Origin of the sequence: Flavobacterium ustbae (assembly GCF_003946915.1) — a bacterium.
GTDB lineage: Bacteria > Bacteroidota > Bacteroidia > Flavobacteriales > Flavobacteriaceae > Flavobacterium > Flavobacterium ustbae.
Map to the genome: position 1 here is coordinate 145,310 of NZ_RPOC01000002.1, position 17,481 is coordinate 162,790.

Genomic DNA, 17,481 nt, shown 5'->3' on the forward strand with positions numbered 1-17,481 from the left:
GAACCTTATTTATTTTAAAGTTGAACTCTTAATATCTCAGGTTCTTAGAACCTTAGTATCTTAGAACCTCTTTTTTACAATTTATCTTTTAAGTAAACTCCCGTTACCGATTCTTTTACTTTTACAATATCTTCAGGAGTTCCAGATGCCAGCAAATGACCTCCGTTTTCTCCACCTTCAGGACCTAAATCAAGAATCCAATCGGCACATTTTATTAAATCGAGATTATGTTCGATTACAATTATTGAATGTCCTTTTTCGATTAATGCATCAAACGAAGCTAAAAGTTTCTTGATATCGTGAAAATGCAATCCAGTTGTAGGTTCGTCAAAAACGAATAAAGCTTTGTCCTTTGTGGCACCTTTAACCAAGAAAGAAGCCAATTTAATACGTTGCGCTTCTCCGCCAGAAAGTGTAGAAGAAGATTGTCCTAACTGAACATATCCTAAACCAACATCCTGCAAAGGCTGTAATTTTTGAGTGATTTTTGACTGTTTATTTTTTTCGAAAAAAGCAATAGCATCATCAATGGTCATCGTTAGGATATCATTGATATTCTGATTGTCAAAAGTAACTTCTAAAATTTCTTTTTTAAATCGTTTTCCACCACAAGTTTCGCAAGGCAGAGAAACATCGGCCATAAAGACCATTTCGACATTTATTGAGCCTTCTCCTTTACAAGTTTCGCAACGTCCTCCGTCAACATTAAAAGAGAAATGTTTGGCTTGATAACCTCTTATTTTTGATAGTTTTTCCTTAGCATATAAATCACGAATGTCATCATACGCTTTAATGTACGTTACAGGGTTTGATCGAGAACTTCTTCCAATCGGATTTTGATCTACGTATTCAATATGTTTAATCTGCGAAAATGACCCTGAAATTTCAGTAAACTGACCTGCTTTTTCCGCAGCGCTTTCCAGTTTTTTCTGCATAGCCGGAAATAAGATTTTCTTGATCAGCGTACTTTTTCCACTTCCAGAAACACCAGTAACTACAGTTAAAACATCTAACGGAAATGTAACATTAATGTTTTTTAAGTTGTTTTCGCGTGCACCAATAATATCAATATGATTCTTGAATTTTCGTCTTTTTTTCGGTACAGAAATCTCTAAATCGCCATTTAAATATTTGGCTGTCAAAGAATCAGATTGCAGAATTTCATCATAAGTTCCTTGCGCAACTAGTTTTCCGCCAAAAGTTCCAGCTTCTGGACCAATATCAATAATCATATCGGCAGCTTTCATGATATCTTCATCGTGTTCTACAACAATTACGGTATTGCCTAGATCACGAAGAGAAAGCAAAACTTTGATTAATCTTTCAGAATCTTTTGGATGCAGACCAATACTTGGCTCATCCAGAATATACATCGAACCAACCAAACTACTTCCAAGAGAAGTAGCTAAATTTATACGCTGCGATTCTCCTCCAGAAAGTGTTGCCGAATTTCGGTTTAAAGTAAGATAATCTAAACCAACTTCTGTTAAAAAAGACAGACGATTATTGATTTCGACCATCAAACGTTTTGCAATCTGCTGTTCGTAAACGTTTAACTCGATATTTTTGAAAAAAGTAACTAAATGTTTAATTGGTAAATCAACCAAATCAGAAACCGTTTTTCCGTTGATTTTTACATAAGAAGCTTCTTCGCGCAAGCGTTTTCCTTTACAAGCGTGGCATTTTGTTTTACCACGATAGCGCGAAAGCATTACACGATTCTGAATTTTATAATTTTTTTCTTCTAATTCTCTAAAGAAATCATTTAGTCCCTGAAAATATTGATTTCCAGTCCAAATTAAATCTTTTTGTTCATCAGTTAATTGGAAATAAGGCTTATGAATAGGAAAATCAAATTTGTAAGCATGTTTTACCAATTCATCTTTATACCAGCTCATACTGTCTCCGCGCCACGGGTAAATAGCACTTTCATAAACAGACAAAGCTGTATTTGGAACAACCAGATCGGCATCAATACCAATTATATTTCCGTAGCCTTCACAAACAGGACAAGCCCCATAAGGATTATTGAAACTGAATAAATGAACATTTGGCTCCAGAAAAGCCATTCCGTCAAGCTCAAAATTATTCGAATAAGAAAATCTCTTTTCTGCATTTAATTCCTGAAGGTAACAAATTCCTTTTCCTTCAAAAAAAGCAGTTTGAACGGCATCGGCCAAACGGTTATAAAATTCTTCTTCCTCTTTTACAACAATACGGTCAATAATGAGTAAAATATCTTTATTATCTAATTGGTGTAAATCTGAAGTAGAAAATTCATCCAAACGAACCATTTCGTTATCAACCAAGATACGCGCAAAACCTTGCTGTAAAAGTACTTTCAGTTTATCTTCTAATTGTCTTCCTTCTTCAAGATGTATCGGCGCAAGCAGCAGCCATCTACTGTCAAGTGGAAGGCTTTTTACATCAGAAATAACATCTGTAACGGTATTTTTTTTAACTTCCTGTCCAGAAATAGGAGAGTAGGTGCGTCCAATTCTCGCAAACAGAAGTTTGATGTAGTCGTAAATTTCGGTCGAAGTTCCAACAGTCGAACGGGCGTTTGTCGTATTTACTTTTTGCTCAATCGCAATAGCAGGCGCAATACCTTTAATATATTCTACTTTTGGTTTGTCTAAACGGCCCAAAAACTGACGCGCATAAGAAGATAAACTTTCTACATAACGTCTTTGTCCTTCGGCGTATAAAGTATCAAAAGCTAAACTCGATTTTCCTGATCCTGAAAGACCTGTAATGACAACCAGTTTATTTCTAGGAATAACCACATCTACATTTTTTAGATTATGTACCTGTGCTCCTTTAATTATAATATTTGATTTTGGATCTATTTTAGAAAGGTCAATTTGCATAAAAAAGTCAATTTTTACAAAAGTAATCAATTTTGAATTGGATTTAGTTAAGGATTTAGTTCCAAATTTTAACTATTTTGCTTTAAGTGAAAGAGTTTTTTGACTTAGATTTCAAAAAAAAATGCTGTTTTTTCCAGCTTTAAATACTAAGTTTTAAATCTCTCAGAGAAAAAATATGAGATAATAGCGTGTTTATTTCAATAAAAATTGTAATTTGAAATCTGATTGAAAGAAAAGAATAAATATTATATCATTAATTATAAGCTGTTTAGAGGTATTTTTTAACATTTTTCGGAAGTTAATGTTTTACGGATTTTTAGCACTTTGTACGTAAATTTTATGTTTATTGTACATTAATAAAAGTTTTACTAATAATAATCAATGATTTATTTGCATTTTAAAATTAAAAATTGTTAAATTTGGTCACAATATTAACATACTTATAAAAAAAAAGAAACGCCTATTTAAAAAAACTACTTTTTAGAAAATACTCCAAATTTTTAAAATAAAACTAAAAAAAGTAGTTATTATGGCTGATCTGCATACTCCAGACGCTCTATTAGTAAAAAATTATGTTGACGGTAGCGAAGCTGCTTTGGCGACATTAATAAAAAGGCACGAATCTAAGATATATGGTTTTATATATTCTAAGATTGCTGATAGAGATATTTCAAATGATATTTTTCAAGATACATTTATTAAAGTAATCAAAACTTTAAAAAGCAATTCTTATAACGAAGAAGGTAAATTTCTACCTTGGGTAATGCGTATTTCTCATAACTTAATTGTAGATCATTTTCGCAAAACCAAAAAAATGCCGATGTACAGAGAAACAGAAGAGTTTTCTATTTTCTCTATCATGTCTGACGATTCGCTGACAATAGAAGGCAAAATGATTGTGGATCAAGTTGAATTGGATCTAAAAAAGTTAATAGAAGAACTTCCAGATGACCAAAAAGAAGTATTGGTAATGCGTATGTACCAAGATATGAGTTTCAAAGAAATCTCAGAAATAACTGGTGTCAGCATCAATACAGCGCTGGGAAGAATGCGTTATGCGTTAATGAATTTGAGAAAAATAATAGATAAGCATCAAATTATTTTAACCAACTAATACTATTTTGATAATTAGCCCGTTATACTAATATAAAACATTTTGATAGTATGGGGAAAATTTACTCAAAAAAAGCATTAGCTTCTAAAAATCTTAAGCCTAATAAAGAAGTAGTTTCTTTTTTATTGAATTATTCTAAAGCCTTAACAGTTGTTAAGATTGAAGATAAAAATTTTGAGATTATAGCTAACTAAACAGCCCACTGCTCCTGTCGGATGTTTATTGAAATAAGCCGAATGGTCGTTTCGGTTTGAAAGCTCACTGTTTGTGTATTTATATACAAGTAGTGAGCTTTTTTTATTTATAATTTTTAGCAAGAAAAAAATATAAGTTTTTTACATCATTTTTCTCTCGTTTTGTTAAAATTTAATATTTTGATGGAGATTTGTGCGTTTATTTGGTTTTTAATTTTATTTTAGTTAAAAAACTAGTTTTTTGTTTGATAAAAAAGCTTTTTTAAGTGTTATTCGTATAGAAAAGTTTTTTAATATCAAAAAGCATAAAAAATAATCAAAATAATAACCAATATTTAACTCCAAAACCCAATGTTTATGAAGAAAAACTACCCTGCTTTATTTTGTTAAGTTTGATGCATATTTTGATTTGAGAAAATATTTGAACAAGCAATATCTACTCAAAGAATAGCAATAAAGATTATTTTTAAAACCAGTTTAATTATCTATTGCTATTGCCTCAAAAAAACTAAGAAAATCATTTAATCACCAAAACTTAACCAAAATGAAAGAGAACATTAAAATGTTGTCATGCTTGTTATTGATCAGCATTGGCACATTTGCCCAAAAAGACAAAATTAAGGAAGCGCAGTCTTTATTTGATAAAGGAAATAGCCAGGAAGCTTTGGCCATTTTAACTAAAACAGAATACCTTATTCTTAATGCACCTGATGAAGATAAATCAGATTATTACTTCTTAAAAGGTAACGTACTAAAAGATTTAGCTGTAAAAAACATCGATGCAGCCAATAATTTTACTTTAGCATCGCAATCGTATCAAGATGTGTTTTTGTACGAGAACGAATCAGGAAAATTTAAATGGACAGTTAAGGCTAATATGGCCTTAAAAGATATGAAAGCCAGTCTTGTAAATGGCGCAATGGCAGATTTTAAAGCTGGAAATTTCAAAGAAAGTGCCGAGAAAAGCTATAAGGTATATTTATTTGATAAAAAAGACACTTTAAACTTGTGCAATGCCGCAGCTTCATCTATAAATGCGAAAGATTTCAATGCCGCAGTTACGTATTATGAAATTCTTAAAAAAATAAATTATTCTGGAAAAGGAGTTCGATATTATGCTACAAACAAAAAAACAAAGGAAGAAGATACTTTTATTTCTCCAAAAGCTAGAGAATCAGCAATTCAGCAAGGTTTGTACGAAAAGCCAAGAACAGAATCTATTCCGTCAAAAAAAATAGAAATAAATAGCAATTTGGCATATGCCTACCTTGAAAATAAGGATTATCCTAAAGCAGAATCAACTTATAATTATGTTTTAGAATTAAATCCAAATTATATAGATGCTTACATTAATTTGGCTTATCTGAAATTGCAAATGAAGAAAGATTTAGCAGATGAGATATCTTCTTTAGGAACAACTCCTGCAGAAATGAAGCAGTATGATAAATTGAATGCCAAAAAAGACGATATTGCAAGAAGCGCGATTCCTTATCTGAAGAAAGTGCTTACGCTTGAACCAAAAAATCAAGATGCAACCAAAACATTATTAGGAGTTTACAGATCGCTTGATATGAATGCAGAATATAATGCTTTAAAAGCAGGAATGTAACTTTTTTAAGGTTCTAAGTTTCTAAGATACAAAGGCACTAAGGTTCTAACTTTTGTGCCTTATTTTTTTACCACTGATTTTTCCATTTCTTCGATAAGAGATTTTTTTCCAACGGTTTTGGTGATAATATCTTTTTCTAAACTCCAGCCTCTTGCAGGCGAATATTCTCGGCCGTACCAAATAATCTGCAAGTGCAAGTCGTTCCATAATTCTCTTGGAAATAGTCTTTTAGCATCTTTTTCAGTTTGTGCAACATTTTTTCCGTTAGATAAATTCCATCTGTGCATCAAGCGATGAATATGCGTGTCTACAGGAAAAGCAGGAACGCCAAAAGCCTGTGACATTACTACACTAGCCGTTTTATGTCCAACAGCAGGTAAAGCTTCGAGCGATTCAAAACTTTGCGGAACTTCACCATTATATTTTTCAATCAAAATTTCAGACAAACCATGAATTCCTTTCGATTTCATTGGAGACAAACCGCAAGGACGAATAATTTCTTTAATTTCTTCTACAGACATTTTAACCATATCATACGGATTATCAGCCTTTGCAAACAAAAGAGGCGTAATCTGATTAACACGAACATCTGTACATTGTGCCGACAATAAAACCGCAATTAAAAGCGTATAAGGGTCTTTATGATCGAGCGGAACAGGTATAGTAGGGTAGAGTTCTTTCAATTTGTCTATAACAAATTGTACACGAGCTTCTTTATTCATTTCAATGATTTTATTGTCTGTAAAAATAGTATAATTTTAATGATGTGCCTAATCCAGCTTTCCGTTTCAACTCCTCATTATGGCAGTTTACATTTTTTGTATTTAAAAGAGCTTCCTTCGGTCGCTTTTTAAATACAAAAAATGTAAACTGCCATAATTCCGGGGTTTCCACTTCAATCTGGGGCATGAAAAAAGTTATGAATTATAAATTATAAGTTATAAGTTAAAAGTTAAAAGTTAAAAGTTAAAGGTTGTGCGCTATCTTTGTTTTTTAAATTTAAAATCAACAATCTAGATATAAATCTGAAATCTAAAATCAACATTCTAAAATCAACAATCTAAAATAAAAGAGATATGACAACATTAAAAGCAGGAGATAAAGCACCAAATTTTTCAGGAATAGATCAAGAAGGAAAAACACATAAACTGGCAGATTATGCCGGAAAAAAATTGGTCGTTTTCTTTTATCCAAAGGCAAGTACGCCTGGCTGTACTGCAGAGGCTTGCGATTTAAGAGATAATTTCGAACGCTTTAAAGCCAATAATTACGAACTTTTAGGAGTAAGTGCAGACAGTCAGAAAGCGCAACTGAAATTTAAAGACAAATACGAATTTCCTTTTCCGTTAATTGCTGACGAAGACAAATCAGTAATTAATGCATTTGGAGTTTGGGGACCAAAGAAATTTATGGGAAGAGAATACGACGGAATTCACAGAACCACTTTTGTAATCGACGAAAAAGGAATAATTGAAGAAGTAATCGAAAAAGTAAAAACAAAAGAACACGCCGCACAGATTTTGAAATAATTTTTTTTGTTTCAGGTTTTCTTTGTTTCAAGTTTCAAGTTGTGCTCAAAATGGGCGAAATTGTAACGCAAAGAGTGCAAAGATGGTATGCAATGCACGCAAAGATTGACCGTAGAGACGCACCGCAGTGCGTCTACGCAAAGTATGGCAGGTTTTGCATTAACGCAGTTTCATGATGAATATTTTGCGTTAAAAATTAAATACAAAGCAAAAAAATGCTAGATTTTATAGCCACAGATTATACAGATTATGAAGATTTTTTTAATCCTTTTAATTTAATAATCTGTGGCTATTACACAAAGCTTTGCGAACTTTGCGTTTTTAAAACGAAACTCAAATAAAAAATCTTAGCGCACTTTGCGTTAAAAAAAATATAAGACAAAAAAAAGGTCCCAATAAAGGGACTTTCTTATTATGCATTTTGCTCTAATTCTTTTTGCGGATGATATCCAAAAAGATGATGTTCTTTTATAATTTCAGGAATTCCAGGAGGAAGCATTGGTTCCCATCCCGGTTTGCCTTGATTAATCATTTTTAAGATCTCTCTAGAGAAAACATCCAAAATGTTCGGATCATAATCTTCAATATCAACAACTTTCCCGTTAAATTTAAAGAATTTATATAACTCTTTCATTCTAGGATGAACTTTCAAGTTGTTTGAATTCATTAGCATTCCTTCTTCATCTAGCATTGGATATAAGAATACTTTCATATCGCGATAGAATAGTTTTCCAAACGCTTCAAGAATTCCTCCGCTTAAATGGCGGTAGTATTTCTCGTCAAAAATATCAACAAGGTTGTTTACACCCATTGCCAATCCCATACGCGCCTTGGTATAGTTAGCGAAATATTCCACTACTTTATAATATTCTTGGAAATTCGAAATCATAACCGTCTGACCAAGCGAACAAAGTAATTCTGCTCTGTCCATAAAGTCACGTTCGTCAATTTCACCATCAGAACGTAAATTCGAAAGTGTGATTTCAAAAATAACCAGTGTATTATTTTTTTCCACTTTATTTTCTTCGAGGAACATTTTTAGAGATTTCTCATACATGTCCATGTTTACTTTCGTAACCGGACGAAAACTTCCTCTTAAAGCTAATAAATTCTTTTTGTAAAGAATGGCAGCCGGCAGAATGTTTTTCCCCTCAGGATTAAACATTACGGCATCCGTCATTCCATTTTTAACCAATTGTAAACTCATTAAACGATTGTCTACATCGGCAAAACGAGGACCAGAAAAGTTGATGGTGTCTATTTCTAACTGATCTTTATCTAAGTGATCGTATAAATAGCGAAGTAATCTTTTTGGGTCATTGTATTTGTAAAAAGCACCGTAAATTAAGTTTACTCCTAAAATACCAAGTGTTTCTTGTTGTAATCTAGCATCAGTCTCTTTAAAACGAATATGAAGGATAATTTCGTTATAAGCTTCGTCTGGTTCAATTTGGTATCTAATTCCAACCCAACCGTGACCTTTAAATTGTTTAGCAAAATCTATTGTTGCAACGGTGTTGGCGTAACTGAAGAAAAGTTTTGTAGGGTGTTTTTCTCGGCTTAAACGCTCTTCGATGATTTGTCCTTCATGGGTAAGCATTTTTTTTAAACGCTCTTCGGTAACATATCTTCCATCATTTTCGGCACCGTAAACGGCATCACTAAAATCTTTATCATAGGCAGACATTGCTTTTGCAATAGTTCCCGACGAACCTCCAGACCTAAAAAAGTGTCTAACTGTCTCTTGTCCAGCGCCAATCTCAGCAAATGTTCCGTAAATATTCTCGTTTAAATTAATGCGTAACGCTTTGTCTTTTATAGAAGGAATCTGTTCGATGACCTTGTCACCTTTGAGTTTTATTTCTGTACCCATTTTGTTTTAAATAGATTTGTTACAAAGTTAGCAAATTAGGCTTCTAATGAAAGAGAAATAATCCTATTTTTGTAAAAAAATTAAGTTCAATTGAAGGTTTATTTTTTAGGTACAGGTACATCTCAAGGTATTCCAATTATTGGGATCGATCATCCGGTTTGCAAAAGCACTGATGCTAAGGACAAAAGGCTTCGTGTATCCATCTGGATTACGTGGGATGAGCATTCTTATGTAATCGATTGCGGTCCCGATTTTAGACAGCAAATGCTTTCCTGCGGATGCCGAAAACTCGATGCAATTCTTTTTACTCACGAACATTCCGATCATACTGCTGGTTTAGACGATATACGTCCGTTTAATTTTAGGCAAGGCGAAATTCCGATTTACGGTCATCAACGTGTTTTGGATAATTTAAGACGTCGTTTTGACTATGTTTTTGAAACGGTAAATAAATATCCTGGCGCTCCGAGTGTAAAAACGATCGAAGTCCATAATAATGCTCCTTTTCCTGTTGGGGATAAAATGGCTATTCCTATAAATGCTATGCATGGTGATCTTCAGGTTTTTGGATACCGAATTGATGAATTTGCGTATCTAACAGACGTAAAAACAATCGAACAATCTGAAGTTGAAAAACTAAAAGGATTGAAGGTTTTGGTTGTAAATGCTTTGCGTGTCGAGCCTCATAATACACATTTTAACCTACAAGAAGCGCTAGATTTTATAGATCTAGTTAAACCAGAAAGAGCTTATTTAACTCATATTAGTCACGTTTTAGGTTTTCATGAAGAAGTGCAGAAAACACTTCCTGAAAAAGTTTTCTTGGCTTATGATAATTTAGAAATTACAATTTAATTATACCACACAATGAAAAAATCCTTAATGCTTTATCTTTTTATTCTGGCTATTTTAATGAACGTTTTTACGTATGCGTTTTACAGTGGCGAAGTGAAATTTGGAGAACAGCGATATGAAAAGACTACAAAAAAGCTGAGAGATAGTATTAGTCTGATGAAAAATAAATTGGCAGAAGCAGATTATTTTTCTTTAGATCATAATGAAAATGCGCAAAATTATTTTGATAATAGTGCATCTGGAGGTAAAGTTATTTTATACGAGAAGCTAATTCCTGTAGTGACTGAAAAGTTGCTTGATTATAATGCAAATCCTAAAGGAAATCCGTATACAGGGCAAGACCAGATTGGGCCAAATAAATTTATCATCAATAAAGTAAAAATTTTAAACCATAGATGGATTATTGCAGATTACAGTAATGGAGAATTATGGGGAGAAGTCTTGTTAAAATATTTTGTAGACGATAAAGAAAACATTACTTTTGAAGTAAATCAAACTTGGTTATATCAAAAATAGGATTTTATAATCCTATTTTTTTTGACCTCTAAATTAATAGGATTATGAAAAAGATGTTTTTGTTTTTGATTATGGCGAGTGCAATTTCTTGCGCTAAAAAAGTTTCTCAGGAAAATACTCCAAAAGAAACAAAAAAGGAAACTGTTGTAGGAGGAGATTTAGATTCTCATGGTTGTAAAGCTTCGGCGGGTTATACTTGGTCTGCCCTTAAAAAAGAATGCATTCGAATTTTTGAAGGAACAAAACTTTCTCATTATGATGATGGAAAAACGTATACAACGGCATCATACGTAATTTTTGAAGGAAATAAAGCTGAACTTTTTTTAGATACCCAAAAGGAATCCATCATTTTAGAAAGAAAATCTGAAGGAGATTCTTGGGTTAACGGCGATTGGCAATTAATTCCGTGGAAAGGATATGTTTTGAAGAAAAACGGGAAGATTCTTTATACTGGAGAGTAAATAAATTCCAAATTCCAAAACTTGTATTTAAAAAAACTTTGTCAAAGTTTCAAACTTTGACAAAGTTTAGAATATAGATTATTTTTCAATACTTATATTCAAATCTGCAAGTTCAATCTGGAATTTTATTTTTGCTTTTAAAGCGGCAAAAACTTTAACCAAGGTTTCAATTGTTACATTTCCAGCATTATTTTCTAGTTTTGATATTTGTGCTTTTTGAACGCCAATAAGTTTTCCTAATTCTTCTTGAGTCAAATTGCGCTCTTTTCGAGTTTGTTTGATAGCATTCCCAATTAAATCCATCTGCAAATCATACTCAAATTGATCTCTGTTTGGAGTTCCAATTTTACCGACAATTTCATCTGTTACCTGATCCAAAGTATATGTTTTCATTTGTTTAGATTTGATTTTGATTCTTTTCTTTAAAATAATTGAATCTGATTTTTTCTGCTCGCTCAATTTCGTTATCAGGAACTTTACTTCGTTTCTTTATAAATCCATGTGTCGAAATAACAAGCGTATTTTTTGAATTTGTTTTATCCCAAAATGCTAAAAGACGATATTGATTTCCCTGGTATAAAGTTCTAAATTCCCAAATGTTATCGGTCAACTTTTTAAAAAGTTCAGGATCGTTTTTAGTTTGCGATTTTTTTATATTGTAAATTATTTTTTCTGAATGTTTTGCATTTAATTCTTTTAGGAAATTAAAAGCTTCTTCTAAGAAGATAATATCAAAAATTATGATCATTGTTTCGTATTACAAAAATACCCAAAAGTTTCTTTTCAAAGAAACTTTTGGGTATTTAATTATTTTATGGTGCTGTCTAAACCAAATTTGGTTTACGGAGCGAAAATACAATATTTTTGATTTAAAATTTCTTTTTTATAGGATTTTTATTTGTGTTTTTATCTCAAAACTTTGACGAAGTTCTGCTGAAAACAATAACTTTAGAACTAAATAATTTCTTGAATAAAATTAGAAGTTACTACTTGAGCAAATTCTTCGTTTAAGCTTGCTAAAGCTGTTTGATGTATTATTTCAGCAGAAAATTCTTCTCCATTTATGCCTTTTTTATTAAAGGTCGCTGTTGCATCAGAAACAAGATATACGTTGTAACCAAAATTTCCAGCCATTCTTGTTGTAGTAGAAACGCAATGATCTGTCGTTAAACCTACAATTACAAGATTTGTGATTTTAGCATCGTCAATTAGTTCTTTTAAATTTGTTCCAATGAAAGCACTATTGACATTCTTTTTAATTACTTTTTCTCCTTCAAGAGGTTTTACAACATCTTGAAATTCATTTCCAGGATTTGTTTCGTTTAAAATCGAATTCGGATTTGAAGAACAATGCTGTATATGAAATATAGGCAGTTGCTTCGCTCTCCAAGTTTTTAAAAGTTCGCCTGCTTTTTCTTCAGCGTTCACATTATTGCGATCTCCACCCCAGTAAGCAATATCATGAAAACCTTTCTGAATATCAATTAAAATTAAAGCTGGATTATCAAGTTTTGAAATGCTCATTGAATAAAGGATTTAGTGTAAACTTTGACTGAATACTAACTCAAAAGCCAATTCTTAAAATCAAAGAAATTCTGTGGTGCAACTCCATGTCCAACAGGATATTCTCTATAAACAACAGGAATGCTTAATTTCTCTAAAATCGCTGGAGTTTTTCTCGCCCATTCAATCGGAATAACCTGATCAGCCGTTCCGTGAGAAGCGAATATTTTTAGGTTTTTAAAGTCATTATTTTGATAACCTTCTTTAATGATTTCTTCATTAAAATACCCACTCATTGCTACTACGCGCTGAATTTTTTCTGGATACGAAAGTGCTGTTGCATAACTTAAAATTGATCCTTGGCTGAATCCAATTAAAGTTACATTATTAGCATCAATTGGATAATTGGCAACTAATTCATCTATAAATGAAGCAATTTTGTCTCTTGAAATTTTTGCTTGTTCGTTATCAGAAAATTTATTTTGATCAGCATCGAAGTTAATCGCATACCAAGCATAAGCACCGTATTGTAAATCGTATGGCGCTCTAGCCGAAATAATGTAATAATTATCAGGAAGTTCAGAAGCAAAAGAGAATAAATCGGCTTCGTTGCTTCCGTAACCGTGCAATAAAAGCAATAACGGATTTTTATCTAAAATTACTTTTGGCTCTTGTATTTTATATTCTAAAGATAGATTCATTTTTCTTAGTATTCAGTGTTCAGTCCCGAAGCTTCAGGATAGTGTTCAGCTTTGTCCGAGTTTTTGGAATTTGCAATTTCAAAAAATTGGAATTTCAAAAATTACCCAATTTTCTTAAACCATTTTTGAAATAATTCTCCAACTAATGGAATAGGTCTCATTTGCCCTTGAATGGCATTAAAAATACCAAAAGTCCACAGAATTGAAATGCAGATCCACATTGGAAAAGTGATAAAAAAACTATCAAAATTGCTGATGATTGCTCCTAAAGAAATAAAGGTTAAAGACAACCCCAAAGCCTGACGGATATGAAAAGAAGCAAAAGTGTTTTTGTTTTCAGAATTCATGCTCATGGCGATTAAAACACCAATAATAAGAATGTAACTCGTAATAGCGATTGGTTTTCCTTCTTGGACTGAATTATTCATTTGTATTATTTTGTAACTAGTTGATTTTGATTTAAAATTCCGTATACAGCACCTTTAATTTCGGTTCCTAAAAAAGCAGAATTTTTAGATTTCGAAAGAATATTTTCTTTCGTAAAAGTTGATTTTCCTTCTGTTGTAAACAAACTCAAATTTGCTTTTGCACCTTCTTCAATTGTATGGTTTTCTAATCCGAAAACAGTTCTTGCAGCAGTTAATTTTGCGACAATTGTTTCTACAGGTAAAACCGTTAGTAAAGCTTCAAAAGCACTTTCTAAACCAATAGTTCCGTTTTTCGCGGTATCAAATTCCATTTTTTTGAATTCAATATCAATAGGGTTGTGGTCAGAAGTAATCATATCAATTGTGCCGTCGGCAACTCCATTAAGTAAAGCTTGCCTGTCCACTTCAGTTCTTAGCGGAGGCGTAACTTTAAAACGAGTATCGAATCCGTCCAGTTTCTCATCGGTTAAAACTAAATGATGTACAGAAGCGCTACACGTTACATGTAATCCTTTAGCTTTGGCTTCTCTAATTAACTCAACCGATTTTGCAGTAGAAATGGTCGGAATATGGAGTTTTCCGCCTGTATATTCTAATAAAAATAAGTTTCTTGAAATTTGAAGTTCTTCCGCTAAATTCGGAATTCCTTTTAAGCCTAATCTTGTAGAAACAATTCCTTCGTTGGCAACACCATTTCCTTTAATGTTCGGATCTTGTGAATAAGCAATTACCAATCCATCAAAATCTTGAACATATTGTAAAGCAATTTTCAAGATATTAGCATTGTCGATACTTTTATTATAATCTCCAAAAGCAATCGCTCCAGCATTTTTCATATCAAAAAGTTCTGCCATATCTTTTCCTTCGCTGGCTTTTGTTAAAGCTCCAATTGGAAAAATTTCTGTTGCAGAACCATTTGCTTTACTTTTTACAAAATTTACCTGAGACTGATTGTCAATAATTGGTAACGAATTGGGCTGTAATGCAATTGCTGTAAATCCGCTTTTTGCTGCAACATTCAATCCGTTTGCAATAGTTTCACGGTCTTCGTAACCTGGCTCGCCGAGTGAAACACTGCTGTCAAACCATCCTTGAGAAACATGAAGATTTTCAAATCGCACTACTTCTGCATCATCGTTTGGAAGAGAAACTCCTATTTTTTCTATTAAACCATCTGCAATTAAAAGATCAACGGTCTGATTGTGAAACGGACTTTTTGAGTCGATAATTTTGGCGCTTTTGATGATTAGTTTCATATGTAGAGAATTTATTTTTTTATTTAAAGACTCTGCTTTGTCATTTCGACGAAGGAGAAATCTCACTCGATATTCCGTTCCAAATATTCTCAGCATGTGCGATTTCTCGTTCCTCGAAATGACATGCTAAACAAATAAGTTAGAACCTATTTTACAAATTTTATAATTGCCATTTCTAATGCTAAAAATAACAGTGCAAAGATAACAAACCATTTCCAAATTTGGCTGTCAGTTCGTTCTGTTTGTAGCGTATTGAAAATGGTCGAAATGGTATCGGCAGTTTTAAAATCAGAAACTACATTGGTGTTAACCTGACTCAAATCGCTTTCGGTTCTTTTGTAATTAAAACTGATATTTTCAACCTGCTGTTTTTTATCAAAAACGCTGTAATTTCCAGCAGTTTCAGGAAAATCATTAAACGTTAATTTTACTTTATTATTTAAAATCTGCTGAATCGGAATAAACGAATCTTCTGTTCCTTTTACTTCTAAAATAGCATCTTTAGTCAGCAAAACATCCACAAAATAAGGCTGATTATTTCCTATTGTTAAAGCATTTACACCAGTTTTCTGATTGTTTTGGGCAATTTTATAAAATAAAGGAACAATTAAGGGTGATTGCTGAAAATTGGAATTGGCACTATTTATAGGTGCTGTAAAAACTGTTATTCCAGAAACTTGATTTTGTACAGAAGTCACAAATGCAGTCTGATCTTCGAATGAAAGTACAGCGGGATACGGACTTGAAACAGTAAATGAACTGTTTACTTTCGGATACTGGAAATTGGTTATTTTATTTTCGAAAACTTCTGAAAATAAAGGATGATCAAAATTAATTTTAGTGATTAGTTTGCTATTGGCTTGTAAATTTCCGAATTGAATTTTTCCAAACTGACCCAACAAAGCATTTAAACTTGAAAGCGAACTTTTCTCAGACGGAATTACAACCAAATTTCCTCCCTTAGAAACAAAAGCTTTTAAAGTCGTTTGCAATGCCTGTGGAATATCAATTAGTTCATTTAAAATAATCGTATTTTGTTTTTCTAAACTATTGTAGTCTAAAGCGCTAATGGAGTAATTGTTGTAATTGAATTCACCAGAAGTATAAATTCTCGATAAGAAATTGCTTTTTTCTGGCTCGCCAATGCTAATAACGTTTGTTTTTTTGTTTTTAGAAATACTAAAAAACAATTTGTTATCATAAGTCAGCCCATTGTCTTCGATAGCAACATAACCATGAAAAGCCTCTTTTGGAATCGTAAAATTGATTTTCTTTTTCGTTGCATCAAAATTGACAATCGTTTTGGCAATTAGTTTGTTTTGATTGTAAAGAGCAGTCGAAACTGGCTTGAAATCTTCGCCATAAGCAGATAAATTTATGCCAATCTCGTAAAAGTTTTCCAACGTCTGATTGATGTAAACGCTGTCAATCGAAATGTTATTTTTCTGTTCTGCTTTGGGAACTATGAAATAGGGTTTTTCGTCAAAATCTATACTTGCAATATCTTTTTGCTGTAATCCAACAGCATCGGTAATAATCACAATATCTTTTTTATGAGCCGATTTGTGCGCTTTTATTTTTGCTGCAATAGCTGTAAGGTCAAAAGAAGACGCACTATATTTTAAGTTTTGCAAAGCACTTTTAGACGATTTAATATCGGTGTTCCAAAAATTTTCGGTGTTGGTCAAAAGGGAAAACTGCGTATTTTCTGGAGTGTTTTCTAATAATTCCTGGACGGCTCTTTTTAATAATTCACCTTTTTTGCCTTTTGCCTGCATGCTGAAGGAATTATCCAGTACAATATACATTTCGTTGGAAGCGTTTTTACTGTCAGCAGCTTCAAAAAAAGGCTGTGCAAAGGCAATAATGGCACAGGTGAGCAATAATAAACGCGTCGTTAATAAAAGTCGTTTTTTGATTTTAGAACTCTTACGAGTCTGAACAGCAAGTTCTTTTAAGAATCGAACATTGGTGAAATAAGAAGTTTTAAATCGCCTTAATTGAAATAAGTGAACCAGAATTGGCACGATCAATAAAAACAGAAAGTATAGAATTTCGGGATGTTTAAAATGCATTCTGGCTTCGATTTACTTGTCAAAAGTACGAATTAAATTATTTAAACCATATAAGTTCGGGTAAGAGATTATAAGTGAAAATTAAAATTAAGAATTAAGAATTAAGAATTAGGAATTAAGAATTAAGAATTAAGAATTAAGAATTAAGAATTAAGAATTAAGAATTAAGAATTAAGAATTAAGAATTAAGAATTAGGAATTAAGAATTAAGAATTAAGAATTAAGAATTAAGAATTAAGAATTAAGAATTAAGAATTAAGAATTAAGAATTAGGAATTAAGAATTAGGAATTAAGAATTAGGAATTAAGAATTAGGAATTAAGAATTAGGAATTAAGAATTAGGAATTAAGAATTAGGAATTAAGAATACTTAAATAACTTCTATGAACTTATATGGTTTGAAAAAACAAAAAATGTAACTTTTGTAATTTCTTGTGTAGAAGATGTGATTTCGAAACGATTTTATTGCTTATTTTAGCTAATTCAAAAAACAAACT

17 protein-coding genes are annotated in these 17,481 nt (G+C 32.1%); 7 read left to right on the plus strand and 10 right to left on the minus strand.

Annotated elements, in window-relative coordinates; genetic code table 11:
- Positions 1–74 precede the first annotated feature (74 nt).
- Positions 75–2,870, minus strand: a complete 2,796-nt coding sequence (gene uvrA / locus EG814_RS04530; RefSeq protein WP_125719371.1) for an excinuclease ABC subunit UvrA — start codon at positions 2,868–2,870, stop codon at positions 75–77.
- A 529-nt stretch (positions 2,871–3,399) separates the two neighbouring features.
- Here uvrA and EG814_RS04535 point away from each other — a divergent pair.
- The 3 genes from EG814_RS04535 (at position 3,400) to EG814_RS04540 (ending at position 5,787) form a co-directional block, all read left to right on the plus strand.
- Positions 3,400–3,984, plus strand: a complete 585-nt coding sequence (locus EG814_RS04535) for an RNA polymerase sigma factor (RefSeq protein WP_125719373.1) — start codon at positions 3,400–3,402, stop codon at positions 3,982–3,984.
- 50 nt (positions 3,985–4,034) lie between these two features.
- The gene (locus EG814_RS20955; protein WP_164515274.1) at positions 4,035–4,178 is read left to right on the plus strand and encodes a hypothetical protein; all 144 of its coding nucleotides are present in this window, start codon (positions 4,035–4,037) and stop codon (positions 4,176–4,178) included.
- A gap of 544 nt (positions 4,179–4,722) precedes the next feature.
- A complete protein-coding gene (locus EG814_RS04540) occupies positions 4,723–5,787 on the plus strand; it encodes a tetratricopeptide repeat protein (protein WP_125719375.1) in 1,065 nt (354 codons plus the stop codon).
- A gap of 59 nt (positions 5,788–5,846) precedes the next feature.
- Here EG814_RS04540 and nth read toward each other — a convergent pair whose 3' ends face one another.
- Positions 5,847–6,509: an endonuclease III gene (nth, locus tag EG814_RS04545; RefSeq protein WP_125719377.1), complete on the minus strand. Its 663-nt coding sequence runs from the start codon at positions 6,507–6,509 to the stop codon at positions 5,847–5,849.
- A 354-nt stretch (positions 6,510–6,863) separates the two neighbouring features.
- Here nth and bcp point away from each other — a divergent pair, with 354 nt between their 5' ends.
- Complete coding sequence (gene bcp / locus EG814_RS04550; protein WP_125719379.1) at positions 6,864–7,316, plus strand: thioredoxin-dependent thiol peroxidase; 453 nt, start codon at positions 6,864–6,866, stop codon at positions 7,314–7,316.
- 412 nt (positions 7,317–7,728) lie between these two features.
- On the opposite strand, the gene EG814_RS04555 is transcribed toward bcp, so the two are convergent.
- Positions 7,729–9,189: a TonB-dependent receptor gene (locus tag EG814_RS04555; protein ID WP_125719381.1), complete on the minus strand. Its 1,461-nt coding sequence runs from the start codon at positions 9,187–9,189 to the stop codon at positions 7,729–7,731.
- 90 nt (positions 9,190–9,279) lie between these two features.
- On the opposite strand from EG814_RS04555, the gene EG814_RS04560 reads away from it, so the two are divergent.
- Genes EG814_RS04560 through EG814_RS04570 form a run of 3 tightly spaced genes read left to right on the plus strand, consistent with a single transcriptional unit; the run spans position 9,280 to position 11,021 of the window.
- Entirely contained in the window at positions 9,280–10,044 is a 765-nt protein-coding gene (locus tag EG814_RS04560) for an MBL fold metallo-hydrolase (protein ID WP_125719383.1), read from the plus strand.
- A gap of 12 nt (positions 10,045–10,056) precedes the next feature.
- A complete protein-coding gene (locus tag EG814_RS04565) occupies positions 10,057–10,560 on the plus strand; it encodes a hypothetical protein (protein WP_125719385.1) in 504 nt (167 codons plus the stop codon).
- Between the two features lie 44 nt (positions 10,561–10,604).
- The gene (locus EG814_RS04570; protein WP_235830907.1) at positions 10,605–11,021 is read left to right on the plus strand and encodes a hypothetical protein; all 417 of its coding nucleotides are present in this window, start codon (positions 10,605–10,607) and stop codon (positions 11,019–11,021) included.
- 78 nt (positions 11,022–11,099) lie between these two features.
- Here the strand turns inward: EG814_RS04570 and EG814_RS04575 are convergent, their stop codons facing one another.
- The 7 genes from EG814_RS04575 to EG814_RS04605 all read right to left on the minus strand — a co-directional run bounded on the left by EG814_RS04575 (position 11,100) and on the right by EG814_RS04605 (position 16,984).
- The gene (locus tag EG814_RS04575; RefSeq protein ID WP_125719387.1) at positions 11,100–11,414 is read right to left on the minus strand and encodes a helix-turn-helix domain-containing protein; all 315 of its coding nucleotides are present in this window, start codon (positions 11,412–11,414) and stop codon (positions 11,100–11,102) included.
- A 4-nt stretch (positions 11,415–11,418) separates the two neighbouring features.
- A complete protein-coding gene (locus EG814_RS04580) occupies positions 11,419–11,769 on the minus strand; it encodes a type II toxin-antitoxin system RelE/ParE family toxin (protein WP_125719389.1) in 351 nt (116 codons plus the stop codon).
- Between the two features lie 206 nt (positions 11,770–11,975).
- Entirely contained in the window at positions 11,976–12,545 is a 570-nt protein-coding gene (locus tag EG814_RS04585; RefSeq protein ID WP_125719391.1) for a cysteine hydrolase family protein, read from the minus strand.
- Positions 12,546–12,580: 35 nt separating this feature from the next.
- Positions 12,581–13,225 carry an alpha/beta hydrolase gene (locus tag EG814_RS04590; protein WP_125719393.1) on the minus strand — a complete coding sequence of 215 codons (645 nt, stop codon included), beginning with the start codon at positions 13,223–13,225 and terminating at the stop codon, positions 12,581–12,583.
- Positions 13,226–13,326: 101 nt separating this feature from the next.
- The gene (locus tag EG814_RS04595) at positions 13,327–13,653 is read right to left on the minus strand and encodes a hypothetical protein (protein ID WP_125719395.1); all 327 of its coding nucleotides are present in this window, start codon (positions 13,651–13,653) and stop codon (positions 13,327–13,329) included.
- 5 nt (positions 13,654–13,658) lie between these two features.
- Positions 13,659–14,909, minus strand: coding sequence for a dihydroorotase (locus tag EG814_RS04600; RefSeq protein WP_125719397.1), 1,251 nt, complete (start codon positions 14,907–14,909; stop codon positions 13,659–13,661).
- 146 nt (positions 14,910–15,055) lie between these two features.
- Positions 15,056–16,984, minus strand: coding sequence for a vWA domain-containing protein (locus tag EG814_RS04605; protein ID WP_125719399.1), 1,929 nt, complete (start codon positions 16,982–16,984; stop codon positions 15,056–15,058).
- Between the last annotated feature and the right edge of the window lie 497 nt (positions 16,985–17,481).

What these genes read in the sequence shown, in the direction of transcription:
- EG814_RS04535 (WP_125719373.1), top strand. Translation starts at nt 3,400, where the DNA reads ATGGCTGATCTGCATACTCCAGACGCTCTATTAGTAAAAAATTATGTT.
- EG814_RS04585 (WP_125719391.1), bottom strand. Translation starts at nt 12,545, where the DNA reads ATGAGCATTTCAAAACTTGATAATCCAGCTTTAATTTTAATTGATATT.
- EG814_RS20955 (WP_164515274.1), top strand. Translation starts at nt 4,035, where the DNA reads ATGGGGAAAATTTACTCAAAAAAAGCATTAGCTTCTAAAAATCTTAAG.
- EG814_RS04595 (WP_125719395.1), bottom strand. Translation starts at nt 13,653, where the DNA reads ATGAATAATTCAGTCCAAGAAGGAAAACCAATCGCTATTACGAGTTAC.
- uvrA (WP_125719371.1), bottom strand. Translation starts at nt 2,870, where the DNA reads ATGCAAATTGACCTTTCTAAAATAGATCCAAAATCAAATATTATAATT.
- EG814_RS04605 (WP_125719399.1), bottom strand. Translation starts at nt 16,984, where the DNA reads ATGCATTTTAAACATCCCGAAATTCTATACTTTCTGTTTTTATTGATC.
- bcp (WP_125719379.1), top strand. Translation starts at nt 6,864, where the DNA reads ATGACAACATTAAAAGCAGGAGATAAAGCACCAAATTTTTCAGGAATA.
- EG814_RS04600 (WP_125719397.1), bottom strand. Translation starts at nt 14,909, where the DNA reads ATGAAACTAATCATCAAAAGCGCCAAAATTATCGACTCAAAAAGTCCG.
- EG814_RS04565 (WP_125719385.1), top strand. Translation starts at nt 10,057, where the DNA reads ATGAAAAAATCCTTAATGCTTTATCTTTTTATTCTGGCTATTTTAATG.
- nth (WP_125719377.1), bottom strand. Translation starts at nt 6,509, where the DNA reads ATGAATAAAGAAGCTCGTGTACAATTTGTTATAGACAAATTGAAAGAA.
- EG814_RS04575 (WP_125719387.1), bottom strand. Translation starts at nt 11,414, where the DNA reads ATGAAAACATATACTTTGGATCAGGTAACAGATGAAATTGTCGGTAAA.
- EG814_RS04590 (WP_125719393.1), bottom strand. Translation starts at nt 13,225, where the DNA reads ATGAATCTATCTTTAGAATATAAAATACAAGAGCCAAAAGTAATTTTA.
- EG814_RS04555 (WP_125719381.1), bottom strand. Translation starts at nt 9,189, where the DNA reads ATGGGTACAGAAATAAAACTCAAAGGTGACAAGGTCATCGAACAGATT.
- EG814_RS04580 (WP_125719389.1), bottom strand. Translation starts at nt 11,769, where the DNA reads ATGATCATAATTTTTGATATTATCTTCTTAGAAGAAGCTTTTAATTTC.
- EG814_RS04570 (WP_235830907.1), top strand. Translation starts at nt 10,605, where the DNA reads ATGAAAAAGATGTTTTTGTTTTTGATTATGGCGAGTGCAATTTCTTGC.
- EG814_RS04540 (WP_125719375.1), top strand. Translation starts at nt 4,723, where the DNA reads ATGAAAGAGAACATTAAAATGTTGTCATGCTTGTTATTGATCAGCATT.